This window comes from Bacillus cereus group sp. N31 (assembly GCF_016483245.1).
Classification (GTDB): domain Bacteria; phylum Bacillota; class Bacilli; order Bacillales; family Bacillaceae_G; genus Bacillus_A; species Bacillus_A toyonensis.
Window position 1 is genome coordinate 423,469 of sequence record NZ_JAEHCH010000002.1, and the last position, 15,531, is coordinate 438,999.

Consider the following 15,531-nt stretch of genomic DNA (forward strand, 5'->3'; position numbering starts at 1 on the left):
GAATTGAATATCTATGAAATTAATGTGTTATCAATTATATAGATATAGAAATTTTGGGCTAGCGATTCAAAGTGTTTTTAATCTTCATCTGTTAAGAAATAAAATTAATGAAATCGATTCCCCCTAATATAATGAAATGTTAGAGGGAATCGATTATAGCTGCTAATGTTTATGTTGTTCTTCTGTGGAAGAGGTTGGCGGGACATGCTCTGGGAACGTTATGAATACAGTCAGGATAATTACTACGCCAATAGAGAGTAATAATAGAAACCGACGATGGATATAAGTAGTAAAGGTTTCTGATAAAAGCTGAATTATACATGACATAGTTATCGTTATAGAAAGTAAAAGGCTAATGAATAGTATACTATGAGCTTGTTGCGCATTTAGCATTTCTGTAATCATTGCTCCCATCATACTTGCCATTAATCCAGAGAACATTCCTTCTAAGGCAGTATATAGGTGAAAACGTAGACCGACTAAAAGACCGATACAACCACTAATCAAAATAGCAAGCAAAGTAGAATATAGTAATTCCCCTTTAAAGAGAATACCTAAATAAAAACCTATACTTAAACCGATACTCATACTAAAAGACATAATAAATACCATATACTCCATTAGGGTACCCTTACGTTTAGAAATATATGATGTAATAATAATTGAGATACAACAAAGTGTTAAGGCAGTTAACGTATAAGCAAACATCATGATACCTCCCTGTCCTATCATTCACTTCATCATATGTTCGAATGGAGAGTACTTATGCTAATATATATCTGCAAATTATCTGCACAATTTAAAAAGGTAAGTTCAATATAATTCTCAAAAAATGATGGTTATCTTAGTAGATGATGCTTCATAAGGAATTGTTGTATTTAAAATTTTATAGAATATACTAAAGAAGCTGTTTTAGTGTGATAACTGCAAGGATCATCAGTGGAATCTAAAAAATCTCTATGTAAAGCTACTAATTCAATGATGCATATAAAACTGATATTACTTGTTCTGCCGATTATACTTTCAAAAAGCAACCATCAACAGATAGCCAACTCATTACATTTGAAGCTGTACGAAAATAATATGATCGCACATTTATGAAATGGGATGTTTGTAAAAGAACTGAGCGTTATTTTTCGCTCAGTTCTTTTGTTTATATAAAAAAGATTTTTAACTAAACCTGCTAAAAATTTGTGAAGAATTACACTTAAACTAACGAGGTGCGTTAGTTTAATAAGAATTAAGTGATATTATGAGTGAGGAGAGATTTTGGTTATTCAATTAAAGGAGCGCTTTAACGGAATAACGAAAAGAACCTAATTCCTCAATATAAATGTTGATAAATGGGGCTTTTTAATATGGGGATTTCCTTAACGTTGTAAATGCGCATTTTCCTGACGCTACCCCTACTTGACGAAACAAATGATAGGAAATTCATGATGATATACACATATTCATTATTGAAATTAGTAATAATAAAATGTATTATTGAAAAGCACTATTTATAATTCAAGTAATCAAGGCTATGTATCCATAATAATTTGAACATTCAGAAATTATAATATTATCTAAAAATGAGGTGAGGTTAATAGAAACAGTACATATTAAGTGGTATGGATTGTATAGTTTAAATGATTTTTATAATAGAGAAGAAGCTTTTAAGAAGGGAATATTTGCAATCTCTAGAGTATATGCTAAGAATGAAACATTGATCTATATAGGAAAAACCAAAAGAAGCTTTATACAAAAGATAAGGGAACTTAATAAGGATTGGATTTTTAATGAAAGCGAATTAAAGATTACATTAGGAATAATAGAGTTTCCTAGTGGTGAAAGTTACTCTGAAAAAAAGGTAAAAGAGATAAAATCCCTTTTGATTTTACGACATACCCCAGTAGAAAACAACACATCTTTATTGTACCATAGAGGGCAGTTTAATTTGAAAATTATAAATAAGGGAAGAAGGGGCTTAATTGTGAAAAAGATTTCTACAGGAGATCTAATGTGGACGTAATTGGAATCACCTTTGAATAAAATTGAAGGTTTCTTACGAACAGATGCTTATCAATTTTTAATGTATTAAAATATTTTTGAATAACATATGTCAGATGCTTGAAAAAACACAAATTTTATTATGATATGAAATCTTGTATGGGAATTGTAATTCATTTCCATCGTTTAATAAAAATATTAAGAATTATAAGGAAACGCATAAAGATTAGAAGAGAAAATAAACTCGGAGGTTTAAAAAATGGGACAAGTAAGCAGGTTTCAAGAAAAACAACAAAATCGTCGTAAAAAGGTGATTTTTAATATTGCATTTACTTTGGTATTAGTGACAGTTGGTATAGTGACATACCAGTTGTTTTCCCCTTCTGATACATCAAAGAAAGCAATTGCTCAAGAAAAGAAAGAAACAAAGATAGAAGAGAAGAAAGGTAAAGAGAAAGAAGCAGCGCAGTTAGAAGAGAAGAAAGGTAAAGAGAAAGAAGCAGCGCAGTTAGAAGAGAAGGAACGTGAGGAGAGAGAAGCAGCACTGTTAGAAGAGAAGAAACGTGAAGAGAGAGAAGTAGCACTGTTAGAAGAGAAGAAAAATGAAGAGAAAGAAGCAGCACTGTTAGAAGAGAAACAAAAAGCAGAAAAATCGGTATCTCAAGAAAAGGGTTCTCAAACTAATCCTTCTTGGAAGCCAATTGGTACAAAGCAAGGAGCAAAACCTGAAATGAAATTTAAAGAAGGAACAGTAGATTGGAGTGAGATGAAAGAAGCAATTTCTTATGCTGTTGATGTTCCAGAGGGCCAATTGATTTTCGAGTTTATTGGGAATAATGGTAATAATAAAGCTTACGGTAATATACGAGATAAACAAAGTAATAAAAAATATAAGGTTGATATTGATTGGGTAGAGAATCAGGGTTGGAAGCCAGTATCTGTCCAAGTGGTAAAATAGATAATAGAATTTTAATTAGGTGTTTAAAAGTTTACTTTTGTAAAAGTTCAAAAAAGAGTCCTTATCAATCAGGACTCTTTTTGGTATGTTGACAGCATTAATTACGTTGTACGAGAAAAAAAGAAAGGAATGAAATATTCTCCTCGTAGTAAACGACTTAGTGGTATCAATGTTTATATGACCAACACTCCTGCTTGAAAACATTAGAGATGTACAGAAACAAAAGCAGCAAGGTTTTTTCGGTTTGTTTAAAGACTAATTAATTGATTAAATGACTCTTCCAAAAAAAACTTAAATCTATTAAATAGTCTAAGCACTCTTTCGTTTTTTTCATATTATATATTGAAAAAAATAATAGAAAGGGTGATCAAATGCCGCCAAAACCAAAACCAAATGATAAAGAAGTTCAAGTGAATAACCCTGCTGTTGATATCGCTAGTTTTCCAAATATAACTCAAAGCGAGACAAGCCTTGCGCGTTTTAAAGATTTTATTTTGTATGGATTTAATGATACTAATAATGCCACAGGGGTAGCTGGGGCATCAAGTTATTCAGGGTTTTCCTTTTCAAAAGATTTAGGTAAAAATTGGACCGATGGTGGGTCAATACCAGCCAATCCTGGAGGTCAAAATTTTGGTGATCCATCTTTAGCAGTTGATAGAAATGGAGTATTTTATTATTCACAAATTGGGGATGAATTGATTGGAGGCAGGCAAGAAGGTGTAATCACTGTTTCAACCGGAACGATCAGTCCAAACAAAACAATAACTATGAACCTTCCTCAAGTTGTTGGGCGAGGGCAGACTCCAGCTGCTAGTGATCCAGGAAATCAAGATAAAGCGTGGATTACAGTAGGTCCTGATGCTGATAATCCAGGAAATGAGGCTTTATATGTTGTATGGACTGACTTTGGCCCTCCTAATGTAGGTACAAAAATTCGTTTTTCAAAATTTGGAACAGGTGTAACATTAACTCCTATTATTCCAAGTCAAACGATTGTCGCTGGGGCTAATGCAGTGTTTGGAGCCTTTCCGGTAGTGGATAAAGCGGGGAATATATATGTTTTTTATGAAAGTCGTTTGCCAGGCACATTTGCTCAGCTAAATACTGCGAACCGTTCCATTCGTATGGCTAAGTCAATCGATGGAGGAAATACCTTCCCAATAAATGTACAAGTCTCTGCTGGCCTATTTGCAGCAGCGGCTACGGATGTTGTACCATGCGGACCAGCCAATGAACTCCGTCCTGTTATATTAACAGAGCAGCAACGGGTGATTAGGATGTTTGAGATCCCTCAAGCAGGTATAGGACCAGATGGTACGATTTATGTAGTATGGAATCAACGTAGAAATATTGGAGGTACAATCTTTATCGATGTCTTTTTAGCCTATAGTCAAAACGGAGGAAATAACTGGACTCAAGTGAATATCTCCAATAATTTACCACATGCATTCTTTCCATCAGTAGCTGTCAATAAAAAAGGAGCTCATATTCAATATAACCGCTTTAATGATCCTAATAATGTTGGCGGCATAGGTAATGGAACATTTGGTGTGTTTATGAAAACATTCTCTCTTCATAAGGGCGTTGGTAAAGTAGGGAAAGAAAATATGGTCAGCACCAAATTTTCTCAAGTGCCTAATAATCATATACCAAGCGGTGGGGTTTTCGTGAATTTTGATCCAAGAGTGTTTTCTTGTTATATGGGTGAATACAATCAAGTTATTACGGGTCCAGGTCATTCATTGCTCCATGCTTGGGGTGACAATCGAAATATTTTGAACGGACAGAATAATCCTGATGTATTCTTTAGAAAAACCGAGTCAAAGCCATAACCTAGTAAATTTCTCTAATAGGGGTCACCATACATGCCCATCAACTTAAGAAATTGGTAGTTCCCCAAAACGAAGAAAATTTTCGTTTTGGGGATACTTCAAAATATTAGCTTGATGGGCATGGGATAGTAACAACAAAACGCAAATTTTCAAAACGGTTTACCAATAATCGCTATACACCAGCTTGATACAATAATATTTGGTGTGAGTTCAATACATATTATTAAAATTAAGATGGTTTAAGTCGGAGGAAGGTACCTTAGGGTGTCTTTATATATATATTATACCGTCAGCATTCCGGAACAAAACAGCGACAGGATAGGAATGTATAAAAAATGCATGAATACATAGAACAAAAAAGGAGGTTCCCTTGCGAGGTTAGGATTCTCACTTGTACTCGCTATTGATAATGAGACGTTATATTAACCTTACATGTATAGAGTGCTTGTTTTAGTTACTTAATTTAACTTTCCATATAATGCGAAATATTTAATAATTACAATAGAAAAATTAAATCGAGTGATATACAAAGCATTTTGCGTGAGGGTACTGATGAAATTACAAATTAACGAATTATATAATCTATTAGACACATTTAAAGAAATAGAACTATCTATTGGATATAGTGGATTAATAATTTATAGTAATAGTGCATTAGAAAAGGAACAATTGGGGTATAGCATAGATAATAAAGGAGATTGGAGACAGTCTCGGTTTGTCATAGGGCACGAGGAGGAATATGGAAACCCTATCTTTGTAGATATGAGTAGAAGATATTTACCAATATATACTGCGGAACATGGCGAAGGTGAATGGAATCCAAGGATAATATCATCTTCATTAAAAGGATTTATTAAGACATTAAACTACCTATATGATTTATCAAAAGAAAGGGAAACTCCGATTGAAAATAAAGATAATGCTTTATCTGTAAGCGATAAAGCAAAACTCCTTACTAAAATCATAATTCAAACAAAGCGACTAAACATCCGCTTTTGGCTAGGATACTTTCTAGAATGAATATTAGAGGGTTAAATTCCGATAACGATAATTATGTAAATGAGCTGTCCATATGGGCAGCTTATTTTATTTTTCCGCATAGTTTACGTTATTTTGAAAAATACTTGCAGTATCCATACTAGTATTTTTGCATTTAAATTGTTTTTAATATATTATATTTATATGATAATATAAAGATGACAATATGCAAAAAGGATTCAAATCTATTAATCAGATGTAAGTCCTTTTCAAAGATAAAAAGATTTTACCAAAGCGTAATATAACTTATGCCTGTCTTTTTAATATGTATCTAGTAAAAAGACATTTTTTATCAATACAATTGTGTTTTCAATAGAAATGGAAACTTTTAAATAGAAGTTTATTTACCTTTCAATGATAGGAGTTAATGTTCCTAGAACCTAGAGAAACAAGGCGCCATACAGAGTAATCTGACAAACCTGAGAGGTATTGTATGTAGTTTGCTCATCTCATACAAAACAAAAGAGCCTTACCGCTCTAGGCAAGACTCTACTAGTTTAGTTGTATAATATTTACATAGTAACTAAGAAACAGAAAACATATAGCACTAAGTAGCAGAACCCTAACATTCCTCCTACAGCTAATACCTGTTTAACCCAACCCTTAAATTTTAGATTACTGTCAATCTCTTGCACTCTTTCCATATTTCCTCCTATTAAGGAGAACCCTTAAAGACTCTCACCTCGCTATGGTACCATTAAAGAATGACTAATAGAGGTCTAATTTTGTCTAAACGTATAAATATGCAATATTGCATACAAAAATGTATTGTTATAATTGTAAGCGCTTACTATAATAAGGGTATAAAGATTAACCACATCTTAATACGAAAAAAGAGGAGAGAATAATATGGAAATCGCAATGGCAGTTTTAAAATTTATAGGTGGAGCAATCCCATTAGTTCAAGAACTTCTAAAAGCATTTATGTAAATTCACTATTTAGCAATTATTTATAAAAATTATCATACAAATGATCTGTATATCAAAAATGAATTGATTTACAGATTATTTGTGTGAGTAAGGTTCCTTTAACATTATTAAGGGACTTTTTTTAATTTCTAAATACTTAAGGTTACGTCACATCAACATCAAATTAAAAGTACTTTTAAAACATTAAAAAGTGCTCTTTATTTATTATAAATATGAAAGTTAATTTTTGAATATTCGTTCACTTTCATTTCAACACATAAATGTTCGTAATTACATACATTCTATTATCGCTAACAATATGATTCTCAAAAAATCCTAAATATTAAAAGCTGTTTGAAAGACATAGATCATCAAGTCAATATTGCAAAAAGCAAACGTCCCGAATGTAAAGAACCTCTTATTATAACAGGTACTCAGTATACAGAAGCGACAACAAAATGGTTAATAAATCTAAATTCCGTATAATTAACATAACATTTGACCTGTATTCCCCCCTAATGCGCTGTTTAAAAATTTCACGCACCATATGTTTAATATGTTTATATAGATAAATAAATGTCAAATCTTGCTTTAATCGCTAATATTGACTAAGATAACTCTTATAACAAAGAGGCCATGTATTATGCGTTTCATAAGTGGAAAGACAAAGAGTTGCATCGTCATCTTTTAGCTAGTTGTTCTAATTTATCCTACATTAACTGCTCGTAAAATCTCGATTGAATTAACTAACAATTAGTGAGGAGAGTAATATTTACTAATGAAAGTGTCATTTTATAATATTGAGTATTTATTTTAGTTTTGCAACGCCCTCATTGTTAATGTTTGATAGATAAATAGGTCAAGAGAAGGGGAATATTAGATTTATGAAACAGAATATAAAAGTTTTAGCTATGGCAGTTGGTCTCACAGTGATGGGATCAACAGTAGCTACTTACACAAGTGCCGATACAGGTTGGAAACAAACTGGATCAGTATGGAATTACTATAATGTAAACGGTGTGAAGCAAACAGGTTGGCAGCAGGTAAACGGAGCATGGTATTACTTCAAAGGAAGAGGAGCGATGCAAACAGGATGGCACCAAGAAAATGGAAAAAAGTACTACATAAAAAGAAAAGGCTCGATCAAAAAAACTTGGCAGCAGGTAAACGGAGTATGGTATTACTTCAATGGAAGCGGAGCGATGCAAACAAATTGGCAGCAGGTAAATGGAGCATGGTACTACTTCAATGGAAGTGGAGCGATGCAAACAGGCTGGATCCAAGATAATGGTAAACAGTACTACCTTGAAAGTAATGGTGTTTGGAATCCAAATACTACATCTGTAAATAATAATTCACGACCTGATGGGAAACTATTAGACGCATTTCAAAATGAAATAAAAACTCATATTAATAATCAAAAAGAAAATATAACGATGACATACAAATCCCAAAACTCTAATATTAATGAGGTTCTAAACACACTTGTTAAAGAATATGACAAGGCAGTCGAATCTAACGAATATTTGAATCATAATATTTCGCATACGCAATATTCCGTTCGTGGTATTCCAGGAAATTACACGTTTACAGTAAAGATTACATATCGTGAATCCAAAGGACAAACGGACTATGTAAAGGCGCAAGCAAAATCAATTATCAATTCCATTATCAAAGCTGGTATGGATGAACACGAAAAAGTAAAAGTAATCCATGATTATGTTGTAAAGCATGTTTCTTATGATACTTCTTTCCAAGCTTATACAGCATATGAAGCTTTAGCAAACCGCTCTGCTGTTTGTCAAGGGTATGCATTATTAACGTATCAATTGTTAAAAGAGGCTGGAATAGAAACTCATATTGTAACAGGAACTGGAAATGGACAACCACATGCTTGGAATCAAGTGAAAATTGAAGGGAAATGGTACCATCTTGATACAACTTTTGATGATCCAATTCCAGATGTGCAAGGACGAGTAACTTATTCATATTATAATCTGTCTGATGAACAAATCGCTAGAAATCATCAGTGGGATCGTAATAAATTTGCGCCGGCAACAACAAACTATGCTAATGAATTAGCAAAAAAAATCCAGTCGGGTAGCTCAAAATCATTGGAATATCAGGAAATATCAAAAGTCATTAAACATTAAAATTTATGTTTTGATGTAACTGTTTTAAAACAATTACTTAGGCATTCAGAGATTATGAACCTACAGAGGTAAGTAATATCCGTATGAAAAAGTACATGTATTCACGTTGAGGGTGTTGCAAAACCAAAATGAATATTCTTATAATCAATAAAACTAGTTAAACATAAAATATATAGTGATTTAGTTTTTGTGATAGCAGTGGTTGTTGGAGCTGCAATTTAATTTGTCAAAATGGGATTAGGTTAAAAAAATGAAATAACCTTAGTAGAACAGTTCAATTGATTTGAACTGTTCTACTTGTGTTTGTAAGGTAAACGTCAAGTAACCCAAAATATACAATAAAAGTGGATTTTGGAGTTGTTTTTTGTGTGCTTCACTTGTTTCCATAATGGTTACTTCAACTGGTTTGATGTACATCCGAGGGTTTTATTAATAAAGGGGGGCTAGATCATAGGGGATGGGCATTGGAAGGTCCAGAGCTATTATGGCCAATTTGGGGATTAGCTCTGTTTGGCGCTACAATTGCTTATTATTATCGGAGGTGTGGTATGTGCAAATATTGCAAACGGATATAAAGTGAACATTTATTAAGTGTGGAAGTGTATTGCCAATGAATAGCAGGATAAATAATTTGTTACAGGAAAACAAAGCTTTTTTATAATTTAATTTTGACGGAATCGATACTTTTTTCCTTTTATCAGCTTGTGAAGTAGTATGGAAATTAGATTTATAATATAAAAGTCAGGCTAAAGTAATTGCAATAAGCAATTTGAATAGTAATCTTAAGTAAATAAAAAAGAGAGAAGAGCTCACAAATGTTCTTCTCTCTTTTTAAACCTAATTAGGTTTTCCATAACTGTAGATATCGATGGTGTAAATTAGTGAATATTGTCAAAGTAGTACTTCAAGTTAAGAGTATAAAAGAAGTTTCTTTTTTCTGAAAATGTATATTAATACAAAATTAATTATTAATATCAATAAATGATTTTATGTTTCATTAATGGATTCATTGTCATCTACATTTATTATTTATTGCAACAGCTTTCATTTCCAAAATTAGATGTTTTAACAAAGGACAATATAAGTATCATTATAATGATTTTTCAATATAATCAATGTGTTAATGAAAGGAACTCTGTGTTATTTTTGCTTTTCTAGTAACTAATACAGCTTCAAACAAAGGACACAATTGCTACATGCTAAGTGTAATCTATTACTCATTCAAGATTCTGTTTATTCAATCTTTCTAAAAATAAAAAAATATTGATCTCATAAATATACAAGCTATAATGAGGGCGTCGAGAGAAAATTTATTACCTTTAGAGAAAGTATCAAACCTAGTTTTTTGCAAAAATTCTAATGACATTACAAGTAACCTTTTAAAATTGGACATACTGACATGATTACTCTAAGAAAGGTATGTGATTAAAAGGAAGTGTATTTGACACGAGAATGAAAACGCATTCAATGAGGTCTTGTTTTGAATCAGTCATTTTAATAACTTAGATTCAACTGCAATTAAAAATAACAAATTATGGGGGTGTTTATATGAATATGAATGTAGCATCTATTAAAGAAAAAAAGATTGTTAAATACAAAAGTTGTTTTGATGTGATTGGGCCAATAATGATAGGTCCTTCAAGTTCACATACTGCAGGTGCCTTGGCTATTGGAACAGTTGCCAATACATTATTTCAAGGTCTTCCAAAAAAAGTTGTGGTAAAGTATTATGAATCATTTGCTGAAACCCATAAAGGTCACGGAACTGATTTTGCAATTATTGCTGGGATATTGGGATTTGCTGCCGATGACAGCAAAGTGCCAGATGCTATTAAAATAGCAGAATCTAAAGGAATTGACATTACCTTTATTGAAAAAGCGGGTGATAGTCCTGCAGGTCATCCAAATACGGCAGATGTACATTTAGAGGATGAAAGTCGAAGTATTAGAACGATGGGTATTTCGGTCGGTGGTGGATTGATTGAAGTCAAACATGTTGAAATTGACGGATTTAGCTTAGATCTGCAGGGGCCATTGCCAGTTATTATTGCGATTTCTGAAAGAGCTGACTTTGAATTTGTCTTACGAAGGATCTTTAAACAATATGATGTGGAAATTAACAACTTTCATAGTTTAGAAGATAACAAGAAATATTTATATGCATTCGCTTTGGATTCTCTATTGCCTGGTAATGCTCAGAAGGAATTGGGAAATTTAAGTAATATAGCTAACCTTATTATTCTTTAGTTCCATTAAGGAGTGAAAAAAATGTATATGACCATAAAAGAAATTGTGGATGCAGCTAATAAAAGCCAAAAGCCAATTTATGAATTAGCAATGGAACAGGAAATCAAACAAACTAAAACTTCTTATGAAGAAGTTTGGAGTAAAATGGAACGGAATTTAGCGACTATGGAAAATGCCATAAATAAAAGTATCGAGGGCGACGGGGTATTTTCTCCAACCGGTTTAACCGGAGGTGATGCTGTTAAGATTAAAAATTATCGAGAAAATAGGAAAACTCTTTCTGGCGATTTGATGGTGCTAGGGATTCAAAGTGCTATCGGTGTTAATGAAGTAAATGCTGCATTAGGAGCTATTTGTGCAACTCCAACAGCAGGTGCGAGTGGGACAATCCCGGGAGTCTTATTTAGTATTAAAGATACGTTGCAGTTAAGTCATGAAGATATGATTCATTTTCTATTCACTTCAGCGTTATTTGGAACGATAGTCGCAAACAACGCTTGTATTTCAGGAGCGTATGGAGGATGTCAAGCTGAAGTAGGCAGTGCATCAGCAATGGCGGCTGCAGCTGCGGTAGAAGCTGCAGGTGGAACACCACAGCAATCTTCTGAAGCTTTTTCAACTGCATTACAAAATTTGCTCGGTTTAGTTTGTGATCCGGTCGCTGGTTTGGTAGAAATTCCTTGTGTAAAGAGAAACGCCATTGGAGCGACAAATGCTTTAGCCGCAGCGGACATCGCATTAGCCGGCGTAAACAATATCATCAATGCTGATGAAGTTATTGAAGCGATGTATAGAGTTGGAAGACAAATGCCTCGCGAGTTAAGAGAGACAGGTTTAGGCGGAATTGCCGCTACACCTACAGGGATTTCCATTAAAAATAAAATCTTTGGAGAGAAACAATCAGATCAATGAACAATTATCGGATACATTGTGAAAAAATTAACAAACTTATTCTCTATTGTTCGCCTAAGGATGTCTGTATATTGGGGAATTGCCCCTAAAATATACTACTATATAACTGAAACATTTTGTAAGTGGTAACAAACCCATCAGGTTGAAGACTAGTGGAATTTTTGATTTTGGTCAAATGAGAAGAAGGGTAAACGATGTGGCGCACTTTTTAAGCAATTCATTTTTCAAGAACAATCTATATTCCTAAGTCTAAAAAGAGACGTAAGAATAGGACACAAGGAGGAAGTATTATATGAATGGGAATACTGCAAAAAACATAGAATTTCAAGCTGATAATACTGCAGTAAAAAATGATAAATATCCAGATCCTAAAAAATGGAATAAGCAGGATACTACCTGGGCATTGAGCCTTTTTGGAACAGCAATTGGGGCAGGAGTACTCTTTTTACCTATAAATGCAGGTTCAGGCGGTTTATTATCATTACTACTAATTACCATACTGGCATATCCTGTAATGTATTACTCACATAGGGCGCTTGCTAAAATGATTTACGCTTCTAATTCTGCTGATGAGGGGATTACAGGGACAATAAGAGAGTATTTCGGAAATAAGGCAAGTATTATTTTTAACATAGTATATTTTGTTTCAATTTATACGATCGTGCTGATGTATTCGGTTGCACTTACAAATACTGCAAGTAGTTTTATCGTGCATCAATTGCATATGCCAGAGCCTCCAAGGGCCATTTTATCGCTTGTATTAGTACTTGGTCTTATCGCTATACTAAATTTTGGTCAAGATATCACTGTGAAAATAATGAGCATGCTAGTATATCCTTTCATAGCTTCTTTACTTTTTATCGCAATATCTTTGATTCCACAGTGGAATACGTCAATGCTTAGTTTTTCAAATGTTTCTACTGCTTCAACAGGAACAGGATATTTTGGAACGATATTGATGATTCTACCAATCATCGTATTCTCGTTTAATCATTCTCCAATGATTTCATCATTTGTTATGAAACAAAGAGCTACCTATGGAATAGAAGCTACTAATGCCAAGTGTGCTCAAATACAAAAAGTTTGTTATATTATGACATTCTCTGTTGTTATGTTCTTTGTTTGGAGCAGTACCTTAAGTTTGACTCCAAATGATCTCATGATGGCAAAAGAACAGAACTTATCAATCTTGTCATATCTTGCTAATGAGCTTAATTCGCCTGTAATTACTATTGCAGCTCCTATCATTGCTTTTACGGCCATAACAAAGTCGTTCCTTGGACACTATATAGGAGCATATGAAGTAATGCGTGACATGATTATCAAGTCCAGTCGAACACGTGGGAAAGATATAGGAGAAAAAACAGTTAAGACAATCATCCTTACTTTTGTCGTATTAACATGTTGGTATGTTGCTTATGCAAATCCAAGTATTCTTGGACTTATTGATGCTCTTAGCGGACCGTTAGTAGCAGCTATCTTATGTCTATTACCGATGTATGCGATCTATAAAGTACCGGTACTAGCTAAATATAAAGGAAAAGCGAGCAATGTATTTGTCATTATTATAGGTATCCTTACTGTACTAGCAAGTATTAAATCATTATTCTAATCCACTATTTTGGGTTCTCATGTGAAAATCGTGGGATATGAAAAAAGAAAGATTGTTAGCGGAATTGAATTTTATATTGTGAAATCAAATAGATTATGGTTTTGGACAAACTTCTCACCTTGGAGAGTTTGTCCTTTTTTGATCATATGCTTAACTTCTATTCCAGCAATTACTTTTTTAGCTGCTTACACTGATTATAATTCAAGCATATTAGACTGCTGCCCCATGCCTATCAAGCAAATATTTTAAAGTATCCCAAAACGAAAAATTCATATCACTACAACAGTGATTTATGAGAATGTAGTGTTTTTTTGTTTTGGGGAACAATCAATTTCTTAAGTTGATATGCATGGGCGGTACCTCTTGTATGTCTTCCTTTATTTTTGGAGTAATTATGACTTTTATTTTAAAGTTTGGCGCCCATTAAAGATTTTTTAATAGAAATGTAGAAATATCCTTTAAAGCGATATAAAACATATAATTATACATACATAGAGGAAACTCATTCAAAATGGAAGAATAGAGAAATAACTGTTGTTATATTTATGGAAATGTTAGAACTAAAGAAAAACACCTTTTATAAAATTATGAAGGAATATGAAGAAGTAAATTAGGGCTTTTCCTATAAAGCGTACGACCAACACTTTAACGAAACGCTAGCAAACCATCCGAATTTAAAATCTGTACGTATCAACCTTGATGATGTAGTAAGAACTGTAATTAGAAGAAATTATAGAGATTTTATTCATAAGAGAATAAAATTAGATATACAGGATATTGATGAGATTGTATATAGTGATGGAAAATGGGTTGAATTTATTATTAATCAAATAATAGGAAATTCTATAAAGTACTCAAATAACAAAGAACAAATGATACGTATATACACAATTAAGAAAACTAACTCAGTAATACTAACTATAGAAGATAATGGAGTAGGGATAATAACTAAAGATATAAATAGAGTTTTTGAAAAAGGATTTACTGGAGAGAATGGAAGGAGATTTAGCAAAAGTACAGGAATGGGTTTGTATCTATGCGAAAAACTGTGCTCAAAATTAGGAATGAAAATTGGCATTGAATCTGAAGTGAATAAAGGAACTAGAGTTACATTAATATTTCCGTTGTCAGGTATGGTAACTTTTGATCCTTGTTTATAAAGAGATGCTGCCATCTTTCCACGATTTTCGTATGAAACTTATAAACAAATTTAAAACGGTATGAAAAGAGTAGAAATTCACTTCATACCGTTTGTATTATTTAGCTATTTAACATTTTGGTATATGTAATTGTGAATCGGATGGATGTTAATCTGGATTAGTCATTACTATTTTTGATGTCCACTAATACTTAAAGTAAGATTTGGTTCGGTTGCTACACAGACCTAGTAAGCGAGAAATTGTACACTATATAAAACAGTAAAATAAATATCCGATTCCCTATCGTACAAGGAATTGGATATTTTGCGTCTAAATTGTGTCCAAATGTACAATTTTCTTTTTTTGATATGGGACCCCATGCCCATCAAGCTAAGGTTGGGTTTCCTATGAACTTCTGTTCATGTTGCCTACATGCTTGATATTTTGTTTATTTGTTTTTAAAAATACGCATACCAAATAAACCTTGATAAGGTGTATTTTTAAAGATTATGCAGTTTTCTGCTTTAGATTGGATACAGTACACTGATAAACGACACCTAAAATATCAAAAACTGTCTTTTTCTCATATCGATGCGATTTCCGTCCGTTTTTCTGTAAGAGGTCAAACAGACGAAGGAAAATTTTTGATCCTTCTTGGGTGTCTTGTTGTATAGCTTCATATACTAAGTACAGATGATCTTGAATCATATAAATTGCTTTATATTCACTTAATTCT

General features: G+C 32.8%; 9 protein-coding genes and 5 pseudogenes. 11 read left to right on the forward strand and 3 right to left on the reverse strand.

The annotated features are described in order from the left end of the window. Positions 1-162: 162 nt before the first annotated feature. Positions 163-708 carry a hypothetical protein gene (locus JDS81_RS06435; protein ID WP_000458513.1) on the reverse strand — a complete coding sequence of 182 codons (546 nt, stop codon included), beginning with the start codon at positions 706-708 and terminating at the stop codon, positions 163-165. 871 nt (positions 709-1,579) lie between these two features. On the opposite strand from JDS81_RS06435, the gene JDS81_RS06440 reads away from it, so the two are divergent. From JDS81_RS06440 to JDS81_RS06480, 10 genes and pseudogenes are all read left to right on the forward strand, one after another. Continuing rightward, entirely contained in the window at positions 1,580-2,014 is a 435-nt protein-coding gene (locus tag JDS81_RS06440; RefSeq protein WP_033662984.1) for a hypothetical protein, read from the forward strand. Positions 2,015-2,251: 237 nt separating this feature from the next. Next, on the forward strand, positions 2,252-2,950 hold the full coding sequence (locus JDS81_RS06445; RefSeq protein ID WP_097954185.1) for a YrrS family protein: 699 nt from the start codon (positions 2,252-2,254) through the stop codon (positions 2,948-2,950). A 371-nt stretch (positions 2,951-3,321) separates the two neighbouring features. Further along, positions 3,322-4,785 carry a hypothetical protein gene (locus JDS81_RS06450; protein WP_097954186.1) on the forward strand — a complete coding sequence of 488 codons (1,464 nt, stop codon included), beginning with the start codon at positions 3,322-3,324 and terminating at the stop codon, positions 4,783-4,785. Positions 4,786-5,337: 552 nt separating this feature from the next. Continuing rightward, positions 5,338-5,805 carry a hypothetical protein gene (locus tag JDS81_RS06455; protein ID WP_000775812.1) on the forward strand — a complete coding sequence of 156 codons (468 nt, stop codon included), beginning with the start codon at positions 5,338-5,340 and terminating at the stop codon, positions 5,803-5,805. 761 nt (positions 5,806-6,566) lie between these two features. Next, a pseudogene (locus JDS81_RS06460) lies at positions 6,567-6,753 on the forward strand (hypothetical protein). A gap of 863 nt (positions 6,754-7,616) precedes the next feature. Continuing rightward, positions 7,617-8,885, forward strand: a complete 1,269-nt coding sequence (locus tag JDS81_RS06465) for a transglutaminase domain-containing protein (protein ID WP_199688498.1) — start codon at positions 7,617-7,619, stop codon at positions 8,883-8,885. Between the two features lie 370 nt (positions 8,886-9,255). Further along, a pseudogene (locus tag JDS81_RS30275) lies at positions 9,256-9,460 on the forward strand (hypothetical protein); the annotation flags it as partial. A 973-nt stretch (positions 9,461-10,433) separates the two neighbouring features. After that, positions 10,434-11,132, forward strand: coding sequence for an L-serine ammonia-lyase, iron-sulfur-dependent subunit beta (gene sdaAB, locus JDS81_RS06470; protein ID WP_097954188.1), 699 nt, complete (start codon positions 10,434-10,436; stop codon positions 11,130-11,132). A 21-nt stretch (positions 11,133-11,153) separates the two neighbouring features. Next, a complete protein-coding gene (gene sdaAA / locus JDS81_RS06475) occupies positions 11,154-12,044 on the forward strand; it encodes an L-serine ammonia-lyase, iron-sulfur-dependent, subunit alpha (RefSeq protein WP_097954189.1) in 891 nt (296 codons plus the stop codon). A gap of 292 nt (positions 12,045-12,336) precedes the next feature. Continuing rightward, entirely contained in the window at positions 12,337-13,656 is a 1,320-nt protein-coding gene (locus tag JDS81_RS06480) for an aromatic amino acid transport family protein (protein WP_097954190.1), read from the forward strand. A gap of 71 nt (positions 13,657-13,727) precedes the next feature. On the opposite strand, the pseudogene JDS81_RS31035 reads toward JDS81_RS06480, so the two are convergent. Next, positions 13,728-13,838, reverse strand: a pseudogene (locus tag JDS81_RS31035) (IS6 family transposase); the annotation flags it as partial. Between the two features lie 507 nt (positions 13,839-14,345). Between JDS81_RS31035 and JDS81_RS06485 the strand changes: the two are divergent. Next, a pseudogene (locus JDS81_RS06485) lies at positions 14,346-14,816 on the forward strand (ATP-binding protein); the annotation flags it as partial. 486 nt (positions 14,817-15,302) lie between these two features. Here JDS81_RS06485 and JDS81_RS06490 read toward each other — a convergent pair. Then, positions 15,303-15,531 (reverse strand): annotated as a pseudogene (locus JDS81_RS06490) (IS4 family transposase); the annotation flags it as partial.